Here is an 18,515-nt window from a genome sequence, read left to right as displayed (position 1 = left end):
GGCGCAACGCTGCGCTGGACCCGATCGTTGGTCGGGCGTGTGTTTTGCGTTCAGGAGGTTGGCATGGTTCGTTGGATTCTCGTGGCGGCGCTGGCGGCATCCCCGGCCATGGCCCAGGAAGCCGAGAAGACCAGCAGCGCGCCCCCGCAGCGCACGCGCAGCGTCACCGTCTATGGCAAGGAGGAATGCCCCAAGCCCGAGACGGAGAACGAAGTGGTCGTCTGCGCCCGCAAGGACGAGAGCGAGCGCTTCCGCATCCCCAGCGAGTTGCGCAACCCGCCTTCACAGGAGGCCGCCGCGCAAAGCTGGGCGAATCGCGCCGAGACGATGATGGAGGTCAACCGCGTCGGCCTGCCCGACAGCTGCTCCCCGGTCGGCACCGGCGGCCAGACCGGCTGCAACCAGCAGTTGCTGCGGCAATGGTACCAGCAGCGCAAGGCGCAGCAGCAGGCGGAGCAGTTTCCCCGCGCCGGGGACTGATCAGGATCGGGAGGGGGACCGGAACCTGCATCGTACCCCGGCGGAGGCCGGGGTCCAGTTGCGGTGACTTGGCAGTCCTCGCTAACCGACGGCCCGTGCCGGACTGAGCTGGCGCTTGCCGGCCATCTCCCGATCCCCTGCCGTGCTCCCGCGAAGGCGGGAGCCCAGGGTTCCGAAAGCCAGCCGTCGTTGTCCTGCTAAACTCTGGATCCCCGCCTTCGCGCGGACACAAGGTGGGGGAAGGGCACCCGCTTTTCCGGCGTCCCCTGCCCGAAGCGGACGGGGGTCCCGCCCCCCGCTATTGCCCGAAGCGGGGGCTGCTCGCCTGGGCGACCGCCTCGCGCGCGGCCGCCAGCAGCGCGCTCGCCTTGGCCTCGCACTCGCGCTGCTCATAGTCCGGGTTGCTGTCCGCGACGATGCCGGCGCCGGCCTGGACGTGCATGGTGCCGTCCTTGACCACCGCGGTCCGCAGCACGATGCACGAGTCCATCGAGCCGTCGGGCGAGAAATACCCGACGCCGCCCGCATAGGCGCCACGCGTCTCCCCCTCCAGCTCGGCGATCACCTGGCAGGCGCGGACCTTGGGCGCGCCGCTGACCGTGCCCGCCGGAAAGCCTGCGAACAGCGCATCCAGCGCGTCGTGATCCGGCGAGAGCCGGCCGACCACGTTGGACACGATGTGCATCACGTGGCTGTAGAACTCGATGCCGTAGCTGTCGGTCACCCGCACGCTGCCCGCGTCCGCCACCCGGCCGACATCGTTGCGGCCCAGGTCGAGCAGCATCAGATGCTCGGCCCGCTCCTTGGGATCGGCGAGCAGGCTCGCGCGATTCTCCGCGTCCTGGACGGCGGTCGCGCCCCGCGGCCGGGTACCGGCGATCGGGCGGATCGTGACTTCGCCGTCGCGCACCCGCACCAGGATCTCCGGGCTCGATCCGATCAGCGCAAAGCCCGGCAGGTCGAGGTGGTAGAGGAACGGCGACGGATTGATCCGCCGGAGCGCGCGGTAGAGCTCGAACGGCGGCAGCGTGAAGGGCGCGGTGAAGCGCTGCGCCAGCACCACCTGAAAGATGTCGCCCGCGCTGATATATTCCTTCGCGCCTGCGACCATTTCCGCGTAGCGGCCAGGGGTCAGGGCGGGGGTGAGCGCGATCTCCTGCGCCTCCTGCCGCGCCGGCTCCGGAAGCGGCGTGCGGGCGAGCCGTGCGGCCACGTCCTCGATCCGTGCCGCGGCGGTTGCGATCGTTGCGTCCGCCGCGCTCGATCCGGGCCATACCGGCGCCACCAGGAACAGCGCGTCCGAAAGGCGATCGAACACCATCAGCAGCGTCGGCCGCACGAACACCATGTCTGGCAGGTCGAGCGGATTGGCCGGGGGCCGATCGAGCTTCTCGACCAGGCCGATCGTCTCATAGCCGAAATAGCCGACCAGGCAGGCGAGGGCGCGCGGCAGTGCCTCGGGCACGTCCATCCGGCACGAGGTGACGAGGGTGCGCAGCGCTTCCAAGGTCGGCTCCGCGCACGGCTCGAACGCATCGCGGTCGGCAAGCCAGTTGCGGTTGATCGTCGCCTCGGCGCCGGTCGCGCGGAACACCAGGTCCGGCGCCAGCCCGATCAGGCTGTGGCGCCCGCGCACCGATCCGCCCTCGACCGACTCGAGCAGGAAGTCGCCGCGGCCGGGCTCGATGAGCTTGAGCGCGGCGGCCACCGGCGTCTCGGTGTCCGCCACCAGCCGCTGCCACAGCAGCGCCGGCGTACCCGCGGCAAGCGCTGCCTGCGCGCCCTCGCGTCCCTGGATCACAGCCTCGATCCCCAGCGTCAGTTGGCCGCGCCGCCCTGGCCGGCCAGCGTGGTGCGGACGCGGGCGACGGCGGCGTCGTTCTTGGTCACGCCGACGTTACGGCGGACCGCCTCGGCGAACTGCTCGGCATATTCCTGGCCGACGACCTGACCCAGGCCGCCGCGCGCGGAGGCGATGGCGCGCTTGTCGCCGCTCGCGTCGCCGGGCGTGATGCTGTCCAGATACACCACGAACCAGCCGCCGTTACCCGGTGCCGCGATCAGCCGCGCCTTCTTCGGCGTCATCGCGAACATCAGCTCGACCGGCGGCGGCACGTTGCCCTGCTGGGCGGCGAGCTGCGCACGGGTGGCGGTCAGCGGCGTCGGCGCGGGTACCTTCAGGCCCGATGCGGCCACTGCCTGGGCGAGCGGCGTGCCGCCGTTCACCTTCGCGAGGATCGCCGCTGCGGCCTTGCGCGCTTCCTGCTGCGCACGCTCGGCGACGAACGCCTTCTGCACGACATCGCGGACCTGTGCGAGCGGGCGAGGGGCGGCCGGGAGCACCCGGTCGAGGCCGACCACCGCAAAGCTGCCGTCCTGTTCGATCTGAACGATCTGCGGTGCGTCGCCCTGCTCGGCGCCGAAGCCGGCCTCGATGACGCGGGCAAGCGCCGGGTCGGCCGGGGTGTTCGGCTGGTCGGGGTTGGTGCCCGCGCTGGTGACGGGGGCGGTGCTCTGTGCGGAGAGCTTGGCCTCGCTCACCACCTCCGCGAAGGTCGCGCCATCGTTGATCGCGCCGTCGATCTTCTCCTGCACCGCGTTGATCGCGCCCGCCGCCTTGCTGCGGCTCAGCTCTGCGACCAGCTCGGGGCGAGCCTGCTCCAGCGTCTTGCCGGCGACCTTGCTGACCTTCTCGACGCGCAGCACGTGCCAGCCGAGGGGCGAGCGAACCGGGCCGACCACCGCGCCTTCACTGGCTGCAAAGGCAGCGGTCGCGATCGCCTGCGAGGTCTGTGCGCCCAGCGCCGCCTTGTCGAGGTCGCTGAAGCTGGCAGCTTCCAGACCGGCTGCGCGGGCAGCGGCGTCGATCGCGGTGCCGCCCTTGACCTTGGCGGTCAGCTGGTTCGCGGCATTCTGGTCGGCCAGCACCACTTGGCGGACGGTGCGGCGCTCGGTTGCGGCAAAGCGGCTGGCGGCCGCACGATAGGCCTGCGCGATCTCCGCTTCGGTCGGCGTCGCCTGCCCCGCGACGCTGTCGGCTCGCACCAGAGCATAGCGGATCACGCGCCGCTCCGGCACCGTGTAGCGCGCGCGGTTCTTCGCGTAGAAGGCGGTCAGTTCCGCGTCCGTGGGCGGGTTGCCCTGCGACACCGCGGCAGAGGGGATCAGCACGATCTGCCCCGCGCGCTTCTCCAGCATCAGCGAGGCATAGGGCAGCGCGATCTGCTCCGGAAGCTGGGTGGCGCCCACGGTCGGGCTCACCAGCCACTGGGCGAGCATGTCGCGGCCGATCGCCTCGCGCAGGCCCGCCGGGGTCATGCCGCGCTGCGCGATCGCACGCTCGAAGGTCGCCTGGTCGAACTTGCCGTCAAAGCCCTGGAAAGCGGGGATGCTCGCGATCTGCCCGTCGACCAGCTTGTTGTTCACCGCCATGCCGACCTTGTTCGCGAACTTTTCCAGCGCGATCGAGGTGACGAGCCGCTGAAGGATGTTCTCCACGCCGCCGGCTGCGATCAGCTGCTGCATGTCGACGTTCGGGTCGCGCTGGCGAGCGCCTTCCAGTTCCTGCTGCACCTGCTTGGTCAGCTCGGCGTCGTGCACCTTGTGGCCGCCGACCTTTGCGACCACATCGCTGGATGCGCCACCCGGGCGCAGGCCGCTGATGTCGCCCGCGGCGAACGCCAGGGCGATCACGACCAGGAACGCGAGTGCGATCCCCTTGCCGAGGGTCGAGTTGAGAAACCGCCTGACGAATGCGAGCATCGAAGAGCTACCGATCCTGCCGGAAAAAAAGAACGGGTCGCTTTAGGGCGCACACTGCGCGGCTTCAAGCTTGTGCCGGCGGCAAGGCTTGGTATCGCCGGCAACAGACACAAAGGAGACGGGCGTGACGCGACGCAAGCTGGTGACCGGCAACTGGAAGATGCACGGGCTGCGTGCCCAGTTGAAGGAAATCGCAGCGATCGAAGCCGCGGCTGCTGCTCACCCGCATGTCGACGTGGCGCTGTGCGTGCCGGCGACGCTGATCGCCGCTGCGGTCGATCATGTGCAAAGCGTGCGCATCGGCGCGCAGGACGTTCACGAAAACGAGCACGGGCCCCACACCGGCTGCGTCTCCGCGGCGATGCTGGTCGAAGTGGGTGCCCAGACCGTGATCGTCGGCCACTCGGAACGGCGCGCCGACCAGAACGAGACCAGCCACGACGCCTGGGCCAAGGCCGCCGCTGCCCGCAAGCAGGGCATGCACGTGATCCTGTGCGTGGGCGAAACCGAAGCGGAGCGCAACGCCGGTCGCGCCGAGCGCGTCGTCCAGGCGCAGATCGAGAAGTCAGTGCCCGAGGATGCCGACGGCGACTGGTTCACGCTTTCGTACGAACCCCGCTGGGCGATCGGCACCGGTCGTACGCCTACGACCGAGGAGATCGCCTCGATCCACGCGATCGCGCGCGCCAAGCTGCGCATGATGGTGGGCGACGCGGCCGATCGTATCCGCATCCTCTACGGCGGCTCGGTCACCGGGGAGAACGCGGCCAAGATCCTGGCGGTGGAGAATGTCGACGGCGCGCTCGTCGGCGGTGCCAGCCTGACTGCGGAGAAGTTCGTGCCGATCATCCAGGCGGCCGCGGCGATCTGAGCGGCGCGCGGCGCCGGCGGTCTGCGCGGGCTCGGGCTCGGATCGAAGCGCGCTGACACGAACCCGCCACCGGTATCTCGGCGAAGGCCGGGGTCCAGTCGGGACGACGGTGGGAAATCGCGCACCGGAGCGGCCCTCTCGCACCCTGCCGGAGACTGTTCCAGGAGCGGGGCGCCATCTCCTACCTCCGTATCCCCGCGAAGGCGGGGATCCAGGGCCAAGCAGAGCAACGACTACGGTTTCCGAAACCCTGGACTCCCGCCTTCGCGGGAGCACGGCGGGATTTGCAGTGAGTGTTTGTCCAACGCGCAAACAGCGCTAGTCAAACGGCATAGGGTTCACCGGGTCCCGGCATTCACCGTGGTACTGTCTTCCCGTCAAAGGCGCCCGGTGCCGATCAGCCTCGGCCGGCTGCGCCTGCTCCCAGGCTTACGCCGCAGCCCCGCGCCGGCGACGCAGCAGCAGGCCCGCCATTGCCAGCCCCGCAAGCATCAGCGCCCAGGTGCCGGGCTCGGGCACCGGCTTCGGGCCGCCGGGATCGGTCGGGGTCGTCGGCGTATAGCCGCCGGTATAGGTGCCCAGGTGGAACTCGCCGTTCTGCACCAGGCTGCCGAACACGGCCGATCCCTGGATATAGTTGCCGGTGTTCGCAGCCGCGCCGGGCGCCAGCACCGAACCGCCCCAGGCGGTGGTCAGCGACAGGTTCTTGGCGTCCGCGAAGTTCCAGATGACATGCTCGCCAAGACCCTGGGTGCCGCCCAGGAAATTGTCGTTCAGCACGACGTTCGCGCCGCTGACGTTGACGATCGCGGTGTCGGCGCCGTTTAGGTTGAACTGGATCTCGCCGATGCGGTTGAGGTCGTCAGCCGTCAGGTTGAACACCGCGACGCCCTTTGCGTCGGGCTTCGCGTTGAAGGTCGCGCGATTGTTGGCGAAGGTGACGGTGCTGTTCGCCTCCAGCTTCGTCATGCCCTGTGACAGGTCGGTCATGCCGCTGGCGAGCAGGCTCTTCTGCTGCTGCAGCCCTTCGAGGAAGCCGGCGTTGGATGCCAGTCCCGAGTTCACCGTGTTCTGGTTCACGTTGGTGTTGGCGATGCTGCCGCCGACCTGCACCGTCTGCGCTGCGCCGTTCAGGTTGAAGCCGCTGCTGACGTTGCCGCCCACCACGGCGCCCGACCCGTTGTTGAGGTTCTTCGTGCCCCCCGTGACGTCGCCGACGACGATCAGGCCGGGCGTGTCATAGGAGGACGGCGGCGGCGTCTTGATCTGGTAGTTCGACGAATTCCCGTCGAGGTTGCCGCCGACGAAGGTCCGCCCCTCCACCTCGGAACTGGAGGTCAGGTCCCCCAGCACGATCAGGTTCCATTCCTTCAACGCGTCGACGCCGACCACCGGCGAGGCGACCGCCGGAAGGGCGAGGGCGGTGGCCGAAAGGGCGGCTGCGAGGAGGCGGGTTCTCATGCCTCCTGCGTACCCGCTTCGCGCGTGCCCTACACGTGAAGAATTGGTTAACCCTGTCCCAAAATGCGCCGGTTCAGCGACCGTCGTAGCGGCGGCGCAGCAATGCCCAGGCTGCGCGCAGGCCATAGGCGTCGCCGCCCTTGGGTCGGCCCGGCTTGGGAGACGGCCGCCACGCGAAGGTATCAAGATGTGCCCAGGCGATCTCCCCGGGTACGAACCGCCGGAGGAACAGCGCGGCCGTGATCGCACCGGCGAAACCGCCTTCGGGTGCATTGACCATGTCGGCGACGCTCGATTTCAGCATGTCATCGTACGCATCCCACAGCGGCAGCCGCCACAGCGGGTCCCCTTCGGCCGTGCCGCAAGCGAGCAGGTCGGCTGCCAATGCCTCGTCATTGGCGAAGGTCGCGGGCAGGTCCGGGCCCAGCGCGACGCGCGCGGCACCGGTAAGCGTCGCGAAGTCGATCATCAGCTCCGGCTGCGATTCGGCAGCGCGGGTGAGCGCATCGCCCAGGATCAGCCGCCCTTCCGCGTCCGTGTTGGTATTCTCGACCGTGATACCCTTGCGGGTGCGGAGCACGTCGCCGGGCCTGAAGGCGTCCCCGGCGATCGCATTCTCCACCGCCGGCACCAGCAGGTGCAACCGGACCGGCAGCCGCGATTCGATCACCAGCGTGGCAAGCGCCAGCGCATGGGCGGCACCGCCCATGTCCTTCTTCATCAGCGCCATGCCGCTGCCGGGCTTGATGTTCAGCCCGCCCGAGTCGAAGCACACGCCCTTGCCGACGATCGCGACGCGCGGATGCGCCGGGTTGCCCCATTCGACGTCGATCAGCCGCGGCTCGCGACCCTTGGCGGCGGCCTTTCCTACAGCATGGATCATCGGGTAGCCCCGCTCCAGCTCAACACCCTTGGTCACCGTCAGCGTGGCGCCATGCGCGCTGGCGAGGCTTGCCGCCTGCGCCTCCAGCTCGGCGGGCCCCAGGTCGTTGGCGCCGGTGTCGACCAGGTCGCGGACCAGCAGCGTGGCCGCCGCCTGTCGCACGACATCGTCGACCCGCGCCGGGTCGCCGGTCAGCAGGATACGGGGGCCTTCGCCAGCCTCGTCCTTGCGGTAGCGGGTGAAGCGGTGCTGCGCGACGAGCCAGCCGAACGCCGCCGCGCCGGGCTCGCCGCTGTGGAGGCGGTAGCTGCCGGCGGGCAGCACCTCGGCCAGCTTGGCCAGGCACCAGGGGGAGAGTTCGCTTGTGTTCGCCACGACAACGACCACCGACCAGTCCTCGGCACCTTCGCCAGGAAGAATGGCGTAGGCAAAGCCCGTCGGCTTCAGCCGCTGCGCGGCGATCGCGGCGCGATGGCGGGGCGGCTGCTGCCCGAGCCACGCGTCGAACCCCTGGGGGTCCACCAGGTGGATGGTGCGGGCGGGTTGGCCGCGATCGGCCTGAAGCAGCGAGGAAAGCTCGGACATGGAGGTGATCTAGGCTTTGGACCGGCCGAGTGAAAGACCTTGCTCCGTTCCGGACACGCTACCCGGTCGCCCGTCTGTTCACGCTTTGGGCGCGCGGATAGGCAGGCGGCAGTGCCGGCGGGGGGCTGGAGGGGCAAGGGGAGGCTGGTCTGTTCGAAGACGCGCGAAAGCTCGGAAATGCGCCGCTGGAAGCCGATCTCTGCATCATCGGAGCGGGCGCCGCTGGCCTAACCTTAGCCTCACCTTTCGCCGGCACGGGGGTACGCGTGCTGCTGCTGGAGAGCGGCGGCGAGGGGATCGAGCGGGAGGTGGAGCAGCTCAACGGCAATGCAACGGTCAGCGGGCTTCCCTATCCGCTGCAGGCGTCCCGCCTCCGCTACATCGGCGGGACGACCAATCACTGGTCGGGGCATTGCTACCGTTTCCTCGACCGGGACTTCGCGGCGCGGCCGGGCATCCCCAACACGGGCTGGCCCATCGCCCTTGCCGACATTGCCGATTATCTGCCGGAGGCGTCGAAGCGGGTGCTGTTCCGCGACGACATCGTCGATTGGTCGCCGGAAGCCTGGCGTCGGCGTCTGGCGACGCAGGGTTGGCGGCTCGACCCGCAGTTGTTCGAAACCCGGCTGACGTTTGTTGCGCCGATCAATCCCAAGACCGGCAACCGGACCTTTGCCCGCTATGCGCCTCCGGTCGCCAAGGCGCCGAACATCCGCTTCCTCCACCACGCCAACGTGACCGAGCTGGTCGGCTCGGCGGATGGCACTAGGATCGAGGAGGCGACGGTTCGCACGCTCGCCGGTACCGAGGCGAAGGTCCGCGCCCGCGTGTTCGTTCTGGCCGCGGGCGGGGTGGAGAATGCCCGGGTGCTGCTCGCCTCGCGTCGGCCTTTCGCGGCCGGCCTCGGCAACGCTCACGACCAGGTCGGGCGCTACTTCACGGACCATGTCGTGATCTACCAGGACTTCGCCCGCAATCCGGCCGTGCCGATGGACCGGCTGATGGCGTTCCAGGACTATCCGGGCGATACCCACACCGTCAGCCACTTCCTGCTCACCGACGCAGCGCTGAGGCGGGAGCGGATCGACGACGTCTTTCTGCGGGTGACGCCCGTCTACGAGCAGCCTACCGCCGGCGGTGCCGCTGCCAAGCGGCTCCAGGACGGCATCGCCGCCGGAGACGCCGGCAGCATCCGCGGCGAAGACCTTTCCACCGCGCTCGCCCACCCGCTCGACACCGCGGGCTGGGCGGTCGATCGCGGTTACTGCCGGGCGGAGCCGACCCGCTACCGCGTCGCCGCTCGGCTGGAGCCGCGGCCGATCCCCGAGAGCCGCGTGACCCTCACCGATACGGTGGATGCGGTGGGCATGCCGATCCTCAATCTTCACTGGGCGCTCGCGGATGAGGGCAAGCGCTCGCTCCACCGCAGCCTGATGCTCTTCGGCGAGGAGACCGGCCGGCGCGGGTTAGGCCGGTTGCGCCTGCGCTACGATCCCGAAGCGCCGTGGCCCGACTTCCCCGAACTCGACATCGGATATCATCACACCGGCACGACCCGCATGAGCGACGATCCGCGCCACGGCGTGGTCGATCGCGACTGCCGCGTGCACGGCGTCGGCAACCTCTATGTCGCGGGAAGCTCGGTGTTCCCGACCGCGGGCAGCGGATCGCCCACGATGATGCTTACCGCCCTCGCGCTACGGCTTTCCGATCATCTCAGACAGGAGCATTTCGCATGAAGCTCTCGCGCCGCGGCTTTGCCGCCGGGGCCGGTGCCCTGCTGGCCGGCGGCGCCGGCCTGGCTTTGCCCCCGGTTCGCCGTACCTTGTGCGGCTCGCCGGAGCAGCGCTACCGCCAGGATGCAATGGCGAGTCTCGGCCGCGCCTGCGTGCGCTGTGATCCTGCGTTGTCCCGCGATGCCGTGCGTGCCGACTGGCGGGCACTCGGCACGCCGGACGACGAGCAATTGGCAGGGCTGGTGGCGGCAGACTTCGCGGAGGGCCGGACCCGGCAGGTGGACGGCTGGCTGCTCGCCTCGACAGAGGTGCTGGCCTTTGCCGCCGCGTATCATGGGGTCACCGCATGAAGGCGCTGGGCGGGTCCGCGGGGTTGCTGCTGCTGGCGGCACTCTCCGGGTGCCGGGGCGAGAAGCCGCCCGCCGCACTCCCGCAACCCGCCGCCTTCGCTGCCTGCCAGACCTGCCATCGCACCACGCCGGGCGCCGCTGCGCTCGGTCCCAGCCTCGCGGGCCTCGCCGACCGGCGCGCGGGGAGCCTCCCCGGCTATGGCTATTCCCCCGCGATGCAGAAGCTGGAGGGTGGCTGGGACGAGCCTCGGCTCACCGCCTTCCTGCTCGACCCGGATAATGTCGTACCCGGCACCCGCATGGCCTTCGCCGGGCTGGAGAACCGGAAGCAGGCGGCCGAGGTCGCCCGTTATGTGCTCAGTCTTCCGGGAGAATGAAGCTTCGATCAGCCGCTGCCCCGTGTCCCGCGAGGTCGGGGATCAGGGGCAACAGCGGTTCGCGCGCGCTACTCTGGGCTCCCGCCTGCGCGGGAGCACAAGAAGGAGGAGGGACCCTCTCACTGTCCTCTCGAAGGAAGGTAGGGCCTATGGATCAGGAGAGCGATCCGCGTACCTTGTCAGGAAGGTCGAAGGTGGCCGAGGCACCGATATGGCGAACTCGGCGCACCCACCGAACGCCCTCAACGGCGCCGACTTTCGCCGGACGCCGTGTACTCAGAAGCCAGCCTGCTCTCGGCTGCCCGCAGCCAAGGCAAACCAGCCGCGGATCAGCGGCTGACTGGCACCCCGTAGAGGTCGTGCTCGTCGGCATCCTCCACCAGCACGGGGACGATGTCGCCCTGTGCGAGATGGCCGGAGTCGCGTAGGAACACCTCGCCGTCGATGCCCGGCGCGTCTGCCTGCGAGCGGCCGGTGGCGCCGCCCTCTTCATCGACGTCGTCGATGATGACCGGGATGGTGCGGCCGACCTTTGCCTGGAGCTTGGCTGCCGAGATCGCGGCGGTCTTCTCCATCAGGCGGGTGTAGCGCTCTTCCTTCACTTCCTCCGGCACCGGGTCCGGAAGCGTGTTGGCAGCGGCGCCCTCGACCGGCTCGAAGCGAAACGCGCCGACGCGGTCGAGCTGCGCTTCGTCCAGCCAGTCGAGGAGATACTGGAAGTCCTCCTCGGTCTCGCCGGGGAAGCCGACCACGAAGGACGAGCGGATCGCGATGTCCGGGCAGACCGCGCGCCAGCCGCGCAGCCGCTCGAGCACCTTGGCGTCGTTGGCCGGGCGCTTCATCGAACGCAGCACCTTGGGGCTGGCGTGCTGGAACGGGATGTCGAGGTAGGGAACGATCAGCCCCTGCGCCATCAGCGGGATGACGTGGTCGACATGGGGGTAGGGATAGACATAGTGCAGCCGCACCCAGACCGGCTGGTCGGGCGTACCGAGCTTGCCGAGCTCGCGGGCAAGATCGGTCATGTGCGGGCGGACTTCGGCGCCCTTCCACATCCGCGGCTGGTCGCGGATGTCGATACCGTAGGCAGAGGTATCCTGGCTGATCACCAGCAGCTCGCGCGTGCCGGCCGCCACCAGCTTCTCCGCCTCGCGCAGGATCGCGTCCGGCCGCCGCGAGGCCAGGTCGCCGCGGATCGCCGGGATGATGCAGAAGGAGCAGCGGTGGTTGCAGCCTTCGGAAATCTTCAGATAGCTGTAGTGGCGCGGCGTAAGCTTCAGCCCGGCTTCGGGCACCAGATCGACGAAGGGGGAGGGGATCGGCGGCGCCGCCTCATGCACGGCCTCGACCACCGACTCATACTGATGCGCGCCGGTGATCGCGAGGACGTTGGGGAAGCGGGCGCGAATCGCCGCGGCCTCGTCACCCATGCAGCCGGTGACGATGACGCGGCCGTTCTCGGCGATGGCTTCGCCGATCGCCTCGAGGCTCTCCTCCTTGGCGGAGTCGAGGAAGCCGCAGGTGTTGACGAGTACGACGTCTGCGCCGGCATAGTCCGGCGACAGCCCGTAGCCGTCGCTACGCAGCTTGGTGAGGATCCGTTCGCTGTCGACGAGGTTCTTCGGACAGCCGAGCGAGACCATCCCCACTTTGGGGGCTTCAGGAAGTCTGGTTGCCATGATCGCCGCGCGACATAGTGATTTCGTGCGAAAAAGATAGGGGCAGGAGGGGTTTGCCGGCGCTCAACCCGCCGGCGCGCGAAACACGAACCAGGCGCCCAGCGCGATCAGCGCGAAACCGATCAGGTGGTTCACGGTGATCTTCTGCCCGAGGTAGAGCACGGAAAAGGCGCAGAAGATCGCCAGCGTGATCACCTCCTGCATCGCCTTGAGCTGGGCGGCCGAATAGACCTGCGCGCCGATGCGGTTGGCGGGCACGGCCAGACAATATTCGAAGAAGGCGATGCCCCAGCTGCCCAGGATGATCAGCAGCATCGGCGCGCTGCGGACCTTCAGATGGCCGTACCAGGCGAAGGTCATGAACAGGTTGGAGCAGACCAGCAGCAGGACCGGCAGCAGCCGGGTCGCGACCTCCGGCATCAGGGCAGCGTCGGCCCGGAGGCCGTTTTCCGGTTCGGGACGATCTCCACGATCAGATCTCCCGCCTGGAGCGATGCCGCCTCGGCTTCGGCGAAGCTGAAGAAGCGGTCGCCACGATAGACACGTACGCCAAGCCCGGGCGTGATCGCCGAGAGCGGCTTTCCGATCTCCTCCGGCCGGACGGGGCGCTCCGACAAGGCGACGGGGCCGCCGATCGAGGCGAGATCGTTGATATAGTCCGCCATGTGCGGTCCGCGGCAGGATCCCGCCAGCAGCAATCCGGCAAAGCTGATCGGGTTGATCACGGTCGTGGCGCCCGCTGCCCGCGCCGGCAGTTCGTTGTCCTCTGCCTTGACGATGATGCTGATCGGCACCGTCGGCGCCAGATGGCGCGCAGTGAGCGTGATCAGGATCGAGGTATCGTCCCGCCCGGCCGCCACGATGATCGTCCGGGCATTGGCGACGCGCACGTCCTGCAAGACCGTGTCGCGCGTTGCATCCGCCTGGAGGACGGTGCAGCCAAATGCCTCGGCCGCGGCGAGATTGTCCTGATCGCGGTCGACGACGACGATCCGCTGCGGCATCTCGCCCCGCGCGATCAGTTCGGCGACCGCCTCGGAACCGGTCTTGCCGAAGCCCGCGACGATCACATGGTCTTCCAGATTCTTTTGGATGCGCGCCATCAGCCATCGGTCCCAAGTACGTCGAAGCACGAATTGATAGGTGGTGCCGATGAACAGCAGCACCACGAAGACCCGGATCGGAGTGACGATCAACGCGTCAAACAGGCGGGCGCGCTCGGACACCGGCGCGATATCCCCATATCCCGTCGTCGTGATGGAGATCATCGTGAAGTAGATGACGTCGAGGAAGCTGACCTCGCCGTCGTAATTGTCCCGCAGCCCGGTGCGGTCGAACCAGTGAACGCTGATGGCGAGCGCGAGCAGCGAGAGAACCGCCACCACCCGCCAGGCGATCTGGGCCCAGACCGGCGTCTGGGACGCTCGCCTGAGCGTTCGGTGGGAGGGCTCGCGCCGGCTCACCGCGCGGGCAGCTTCGACAGCGGGTCGACGGGCGCGCGACCCTGGCGGATCTCGAAGTGCAACTGCGGCCGGGCGGCATAGCCGGTCTCTCCCGAAACCGCGATCTGCTGTCCGCGTTTGACCGACTGCCCCCGCTGCACGAGCAACTCCTTCGCATGCCCATAGACGCTGGTGTAGCGGTCACCGTGCCGGAGGATGACGACGCCGCCAAGGCCCGGAACGCCGCTGCCCGCATAAGCGACGACGCCGTCCGCCGCCGCGAGCACGGGCGTGCCGAGCGGCACCGCGATCTTGATGCCGTCGTTGCGTTCCCCGCTTTCGCCCGCGCCGAACCGCTTCACGACGGTGCCGCTGGCGGGCCACTGGAACTGGCCGGCCAGGCGCGCCGGCGGGGCCACCGCTGCACTGGGGGGCAGCACGCGGGCGGGCGAAGCGGTCGCTCGGGCGGGTTTGTCCTCCGGCTCGATCGCCGGTTCGCCGCCGGTCAGAATGTCGTCGATGTCGAGGCGGAAGGCAGCGGCCCGTTCGGCGACGCTCATGCCGGCAGTCGCCGCGGCGCCGGGGATCAGGATCCGCTGTCCGGTGCGGAGGATATAGGGATCCTCCAGCCCGTTGGCGGAGACGATCTTCGACCAGGGCACGCCATAGGCGCGGGCAATGGCGATGCCGGTCTGCCCCTCCCGCACCAGATGGTAGCGGCCACCTGGAATGGTGAGCTTCTGCCCCGGATAGATGGTGAAGGGCGGGGCGAGACCGTTGGCACGCGCGATCGCTTCTGATCCCGCGCCTGTCTTGTTCGCGATCGCGCGCAGCGTCTCTCCGCGAGTTACGGTGTGGACGTCCTGCGCGACGGTCCGGGCGTCCGCCACTACGCGGTTGACCTCCCACGCGGGCGGCGCGGTCGGCGGCGCAGTGACGCCCTCCGCCTGCGGCTGCGCGCTGCCCGTCCGGTCGTCCGGCGGCCCCGCCACCGTTCTCGACGGGATCTGCTGCGGCCGGCCGCCGGGAATGCAGGCACTCAGCAGCCCCAGTGCCAGCAAGGGTAGAGCGCGGCAGCAAGCGCGTTGGCCGATCATGCGTTCCCCCTCGATCCCTTGCCTCGCCGGCAAACCGGTTTTCAGCGCGTCGGCGCGAGCGTCTCCAGTCCGCCCAGATAGGGCTGCAGCACGTCCGGCACGCCCACGCTGCCGTCGCCGCGCTGGTAATTCTCCAGCACGGCCACGAGCGCGCGCCCCACGGCCAGGCCGGAGCCGTTGAGCGTGTGGACGAAGCGCGTCGCCTTTTCACCCTCGGGCCGGAAACGCGCGTTCATCCGGCGCGCCTGGAAATCGGTGCAGGTGGAGCAGCTCGAGATTTCCCGATAGCGATGCTGGCCGGGCAGCCACACCTCCAGGTCGTAGGTGCGCGCGGCCGAGAAGCCCATGTCGCCGGTGCACAGCTTCATGCGCCGGAACGGCAGGCCCAGGCGGGTGAGAATGTCCTCGGCCGCCGCGGTCATGCGCTCATGCTCGGCCTCGGACTGCTCGGGCGTGGTGATGGAGACCATCTCCGCCTTTTCGAACTGGTGCTGGCGGATGAAGCCACGCGTGTCGCGGCCGGCCGCACCCGCTTCGGAGCGGAAGCAGGCCGTCAGCGCCGTGAAGCGCAGCGGCAGCTCCGTCTCGCTCAGGATCTTGCCGGCGACGATGTTGGTGAGGCTCACCTCGGCGGTCGGGATCAGCCAGCGGCCGTCGGTGGTGCGGAACAGGTCCTCGGCGAACTTGGGCAGCTGCCCGGTGCCGAACAACGCCTCGTCGCGGACCAACAGCGGCGGCACGACCTGCTCGAAGCCGTGCGCATCGGAAAGCGTGTCGAGCATGAACTGGCCGAGCGCACGGTGCAGCCGTGCGGCGCCGCCGCGAACCAGCGTGAAGCGTGCCCCGGACAGCGCCGCGCCGGTTTCGAAGTCGAGGCCGATCGCGGGGCCGATCGCGTCGTGCTCCCGGACGGCGAAGTCGAAGCTCCGGGGCTGGCCGCGCTCGTGCACCAGGGCGTTGTCGTCTTCGTCGGCACCTTCCGGCACGTCGGCGAGGGGAAGGTTGGGGATGGACGCTAACCGCGCGGTGAGGTCCTCGCCGACCGTGCGCTCCTCTGCTTCCAGGGCGGGCAGCCGTTCCTTGAGGATCGCCACCTCGGCCATCAGGGCAGCGGCGGTCTCCTCGTCCCGCTTTGCCTTCGCAGCGCCGATCGCCTTGGACGCTTCGTTGCGACGGGCCTGTCCTTGCTGCAGCTCGGTCACCAGCGCGCGACGGCGCTCATCCAGGGCGACGAGCTCGGCCGATACCGGCGCCAGGCCCCGGCGGGCTAGCGCTGCGTCGAAGGCTGCGGGATCGTCGCGGATCAAACGGATGTCGTGCATGGCCGCGGCTATGGCCGGGCGTTCCGCGCCGTGCAAGCCGCAAGACCAACCGGGGAAACCTGTACGGCGAACGATGCGTTGGGCTGGCAACTGGAACGAGAGGAGACCCTTCCATGCAGATCCCCCACGACGCTTTCGTGCTTGTCGCCGACGGCCGCAAGATGCTGTTCCTGCGCAACGAGGGTGACGCGGTGCAGCCGAACCTGCAGGTCGAGGCCAAGGAAATCCATCCGAACCCGAAGGACAGCGACCAGAAGCGGGATGCGTCCGGAACCGCGTCTTCCACCCAGTCCGGCCCCGGCGCCCCGTCCGTGGCCCGCAACGGCTCGATGCATGCCCAGGGTGGCGGCGCGCAGTTTGCGCCTTCGCGCGGCACCTTCGAGGAAACCGACTTCCACCAGCTGGAGGAGGATCGATTTGCCGCAGAGACCGCAGAGATGCTGCGCAAGCGCGCGCTCAGCAACGAGTTCGACAAGCTGATCATCGTTGCGCCGCCCAAGACGCTCGGCGAACTGCGCAAGCATTACCACAAGGAAGTCAGCACCCGCCTGATCGGGGAACTGGACAAGGACCTGACCGGGCATCCGGTGGATCAGATCGAGCGCCTCCTGCTCGACGCCTGACGCGCACGAGCCCCGAAAGAGGAAGGGCCGCGCGAGGCGATCGCGCGGCCTTTTCTATGCGGAGGTTTCGGCCTGCGACTTGCGGGCGAAGCGGCGGCGGCCGACCAGCGCCGCGGCGGCGCCGCCGAACAGCAGCAGCATCGGCGGTGCGGGCACCGGAGCGGGCGGTCCCGGAGGTCCTGGAGGACCGGGCGGATGGCCATGCGAGCTGCCGGAACTGGTCGACGTCGAACTGGACGTCGAGGAGGAACTCGAGGTCGAGGACGAGGTGGACGTCGAGGATCCGCCGCTGCTGGTGGAGGTCGACGATCCGCCGGTGGAGGTCGACGTCGAGGACCCGCCCGTCGAGGTCGAGGAGCCTCCGGTCGACGTCGAGGTGGACGAGCCACCGGTGGAGGTCGACGAGCCCCCCGTAGACGTGGACGAGCCGCCAGTCGAAGTGGAGGATCCCCCCGTTGAGGTTGAGGATCCTCCACTCGACGTCGAGCCCCCGCTCGAACTGGAACTCGTGGTCGAGGAGATGACGATGCCGCTCGACCCGCCGGTGCCCCCGACGAAGCCACCGCCCCCAAAGAAGCCGCCGCCGCCGTAGAAGCCACCACCACCGGTGCCGCCGACGACCACAGGACCGCTGCTCCCGCCGCTCGGCGCGATCGGCACCTCGCCGCTCGAACCCACATAGACGGGGGGCGGGACCGACGGTTCCGGCGCCCCGGCGACCGTCACCACGGGCGGCGGACAGGCGGCAGTTGCGACTACCGGGTTGCGAAGCAGCCGCTTGGTGGGGCGGGGAGTCTCCTGGCGCGCGACTCGCTTCTTCGGGACGATGCGTTTGGTGATGCCGTAGCTGGTCGGATTCTCGGCCACGTGCACGGCGCCGCCTCCGACCAATGCGCCCCCACAGGCGCATGCACAGAGTTTCGCCAAGGCCATACGAACCGACATAGTGCCACTCTTCATCTTTGGCAGGAGTCGCAGCCGTCGGATGACGGCGGCGCTACGCTCGCACGCACCGGGTCCGGCGCACCGTGCGGAGCGAGAGACCATTAACGCATCTATAACCATATAGTGGCGTGCGTTTACAGCCTTCTTGGCGCCGCCGGGGCGCTTGTGTCGTTATGGTACGGACGCGGAAGTGTTCGCAGGTCGGAACATCTGCAAGCTTCCAAGTCATGATCGGCGGTATCCAGAATTTCCCCGAAGTCGATCGGGATAAAAGCTAGTGTTCCTGCGGCTTTGTGGCGCTTGTGATGGCTTGTGCTTGTCAGTATAGGCGCGCCAGGCACAGGCGGTTCCCCCGCCAGTACGTTCGGGCGGGAGACCGGGGTGGAGAGTGGGGATGGCAAGTGTATTTGATTTGACCGGGCAATCTGACACACCGCCCGTTGCGGCCAATGACCAGGTCGCCGATGGCTATCGTCCAAGTTCGGACGAGCCGTTCATGAACCTGCGGCAGCAGGCATATTTTCGACAGAAGCTGCTCGCGTGGAAGGAAGCGATCCACCGCGAGGCACAGGGCACGCTTTCCCAGTTGCAGGTGGACTCGCTTCGCGAAGCGGACCTGACGGACCGTGCATCGAGCGAAACCGACTGGTCGATCGAACTGCGCACCCGCGATCGCCAGCGCAAGCTGATCGCAAAGATCGACGCGGCCCTTCGCCGCATCGAAGATGGCGAATATGGCTATTGCGAAGTGACGGGAGAGCCGATCTCGTTGGGCCGGCTGGAAGCGCGGCCGATCGCCACCATGACCGTCGAGGCGCAGGAGCGACACGAGCGGCAGGAGAAGATCTCTCGCGAGGAGTAGGCCTCACATCGCCGCACCGTTAACTTTTGGGTAAGGAGTT

The 18,515-nt window shown here is 68.7% G+C and carries 17 protein-coding genes; 8 read left to right on the top strand and 9 right to left on the bottom strand.

Going from position 1 to position 18,515, the window contains the following annotated elements; genetic code table 11:
* Positions 1-63: 63 nt before the first annotated feature.
* The gene (locus VPH46_RS04890) at positions 64-480 is read left to right on the top strand and encodes a hypothetical protein (protein ID WP_125960521.1); all 417 of its coding nucleotides are present in this window, start codon (positions 64-66) and stop codon (positions 478-480) included.
* A gap of 298 nt (positions 481-778) precedes the next feature.
* On the opposite strand, the gene trpE is transcribed toward VPH46_RS04890, so the two are convergent.
* Positions 779-2,278 (bottom strand): anthranilate synthase component I, encoded by a 1,500-nt coding sequence (trpE, locus tag VPH46_RS04885; protein WP_416609642.1) that lies wholly within the window; start codon positions 2,276-2,278, stop codon positions 779-781.
* Positions 2,279-2,298: 20 nt separating this feature from the next.
* Positions 2,299-4,242 (bottom strand): peptidyl-prolyl cis-trans isomerase, encoded by a 1,944-nt coding sequence (locus VPH46_RS04880; protein ID WP_416609392.1) that lies wholly within the window; start codon positions 4,240-4,242, stop codon positions 2,299-2,301.
* A 124-nt stretch (positions 4,243-4,366) separates the two neighbouring features.
* On the opposite strand from VPH46_RS04880, the gene tpiA reads away from it, so the two are divergent.
* Positions 4,367-5,113, top strand: coding sequence for a triose-phosphate isomerase (gene tpiA / locus VPH46_RS04875; protein ID WP_416609390.1), 747 nt, complete (start codon positions 4,367-4,369; stop codon positions 5,111-5,113).
* Between the two features lie 429 nt (positions 5,114-5,542).
* Here the strand turns inward: tpiA and VPH46_RS04870 are convergent, their stop codons facing one another.
* Both VPH46_RS04870 and VPH46_RS04865 read right to left on the bottom strand, forming a co-directional pair.
* Entirely contained in the window at positions 5,543-6,574 is a 1,032-nt protein-coding gene (locus VPH46_RS04870) for a choice-of-anchor A family protein (protein WP_416609389.1), read from the bottom strand.
* 73 nt (positions 6,575-6,647) lie between these two features.
* Entirely contained in the window at positions 6,648-8,042 is a 1,395-nt protein-coding gene (locus VPH46_RS04865) for a leucyl aminopeptidase family protein (RefSeq protein ID WP_416609387.1), read from the bottom strand.
* A 266-nt stretch (positions 8,043-8,308) separates the two neighbouring features.
* On the opposite strand from VPH46_RS04865, the gene VPH46_RS04860 reads away from it, so the two are divergent.
* The 3 genes from VPH46_RS04860 to VPH46_RS04850 are packed head-to-tail and all read left to right on the top strand — an operon-like array spanning position 8,309 to position 10,505.
* Complete coding sequence (locus tag VPH46_RS04860; RefSeq protein WP_416609385.1) at positions 8,309-9,781, top strand: GMC oxidoreductase; 1,473 nt, start codon at positions 8,309-8,311, stop codon at positions 9,779-9,781.
* On the top strand, positions 9,778-10,128 hold the full coding sequence (locus VPH46_RS04855) for a hypothetical protein (protein WP_416609383.1): 351 nt from the start codon (positions 9,778-9,780) through the stop codon (positions 10,126-10,128). Before VPH46_RS04860 ends, VPH46_RS04855 begins: the two co-directional genes overlap by 4 nt.
* Entirely contained in the window at positions 10,125-10,505 is a 381-nt protein-coding gene (locus VPH46_RS04850; RefSeq protein ID WP_416609381.1) for a c-type cytochrome, read from the top strand. Before VPH46_RS04855 ends, VPH46_RS04850 begins: the two co-directional genes overlap by 4 nt.
* A 329-nt stretch (positions 10,506-10,834) precedes the next feature.
* Here the strand turns inward: VPH46_RS04850 and rimO are convergent, their stop codons facing one another.
* The 5 genes from rimO to serS all read right to left on the bottom strand — a co-directional run bounded on the left by rimO (position 10,835) and on the right by serS (position 16,045).
* Positions 10,835-12,184 (bottom strand): 30S ribosomal protein S12 methylthiotransferase RimO, encoded by a 1,350-nt coding sequence (gene rimO, locus VPH46_RS04845; RefSeq protein WP_416609379.1) that lies wholly within the window; start codon positions 12,182-12,184, stop codon positions 10,835-10,837.
* A 63-nt stretch (positions 12,185-12,247) separates the two neighbouring features.
* Complete coding sequence (locus VPH46_RS04840) at positions 12,248-12,604, bottom strand: DMT family protein (RefSeq protein WP_416609377.1); 357 nt, start codon at positions 12,602-12,604, stop codon at positions 12,248-12,250.
* Entirely contained in the window at positions 12,604-13,647 is a 1,044-nt protein-coding gene (locus VPH46_RS04835; RefSeq protein WP_416609375.1) for a potassium channel family protein, read from the bottom strand. The genes VPH46_RS04840 and VPH46_RS04835 overlap by 1 nt, the downstream gene beginning before the upstream one ends.
* Positions 13,644-14,723 carry a LysM peptidoglycan-binding domain-containing M23 family metallopeptidase gene (locus tag VPH46_RS04830; protein ID WP_125960509.1) on the bottom strand — a complete coding sequence of 360 codons (1,080 nt, stop codon included), beginning with the start codon at positions 14,721-14,723 and terminating at the stop codon, positions 13,644-13,646. Before VPH46_RS04830 ends, VPH46_RS04835 begins: the two co-directional genes overlap by 4 nt.
* A gap of 41 nt (positions 14,724-14,764) precedes the next feature.
* On the bottom strand, positions 14,765-16,045 hold the full coding sequence (gene serS / locus VPH46_RS04825; protein WP_416609372.1) for a serine--tRNA ligase: 1,281 nt from the start codon (positions 16,043-16,045) through the stop codon (positions 14,765-14,767).
* A gap of 113 nt (positions 16,046-16,158) precedes the next feature.
* On the opposite strand from serS, the gene VPH46_RS04820 reads away from it, so the two are divergent.
* The 3 genes from VPH46_RS04820 (at position 16,159) to dksA (ending at position 18,475) form a co-directional block, all read left to right on the top strand.
* Positions 16,159-16,668 (top strand): host attachment family protein, encoded by a 510-nt coding sequence (locus VPH46_RS04820; RefSeq protein ID WP_125960507.1) that lies wholly within the window; start codon positions 16,159-16,161, stop codon positions 16,666-16,668.
* Between the two features lie 79 nt (positions 16,669-16,747).
* The gene (locus tag VPH46_RS04815) at positions 16,748-17,260 is read left to right on the top strand and encodes a hypothetical protein (RefSeq protein ID WP_204991342.1); all 513 of its coding nucleotides are present in this window, start codon (positions 16,748-16,750) and stop codon (positions 17,258-17,260) included.
* A 747-nt stretch (positions 17,261-18,007) separates the two neighbouring features.
* On the top strand, positions 18,008-18,475 hold the full coding sequence (gene dksA / locus VPH46_RS04810) for an RNA polymerase-binding protein DksA (protein ID WP_125960506.1): 468 nt from the start codon (positions 18,008-18,010) through the stop codon (positions 18,473-18,475).
* Positions 18,476-18,515: the final 40 nt, after the last annotated feature.

Origin of the sequence: Sphingomonas sp. MJ1 (PH-R8), from assembly GCF_048058635.1 — a bacterium.
Classification (GTDB): Bacteria; Pseudomonadota; Alphaproteobacteria; order Sphingomonadales; family Sphingomonadaceae; genus Sphingomonas.
This window is presented reverse-complemented; position numbering and strand designations above follow the sequence as displayed.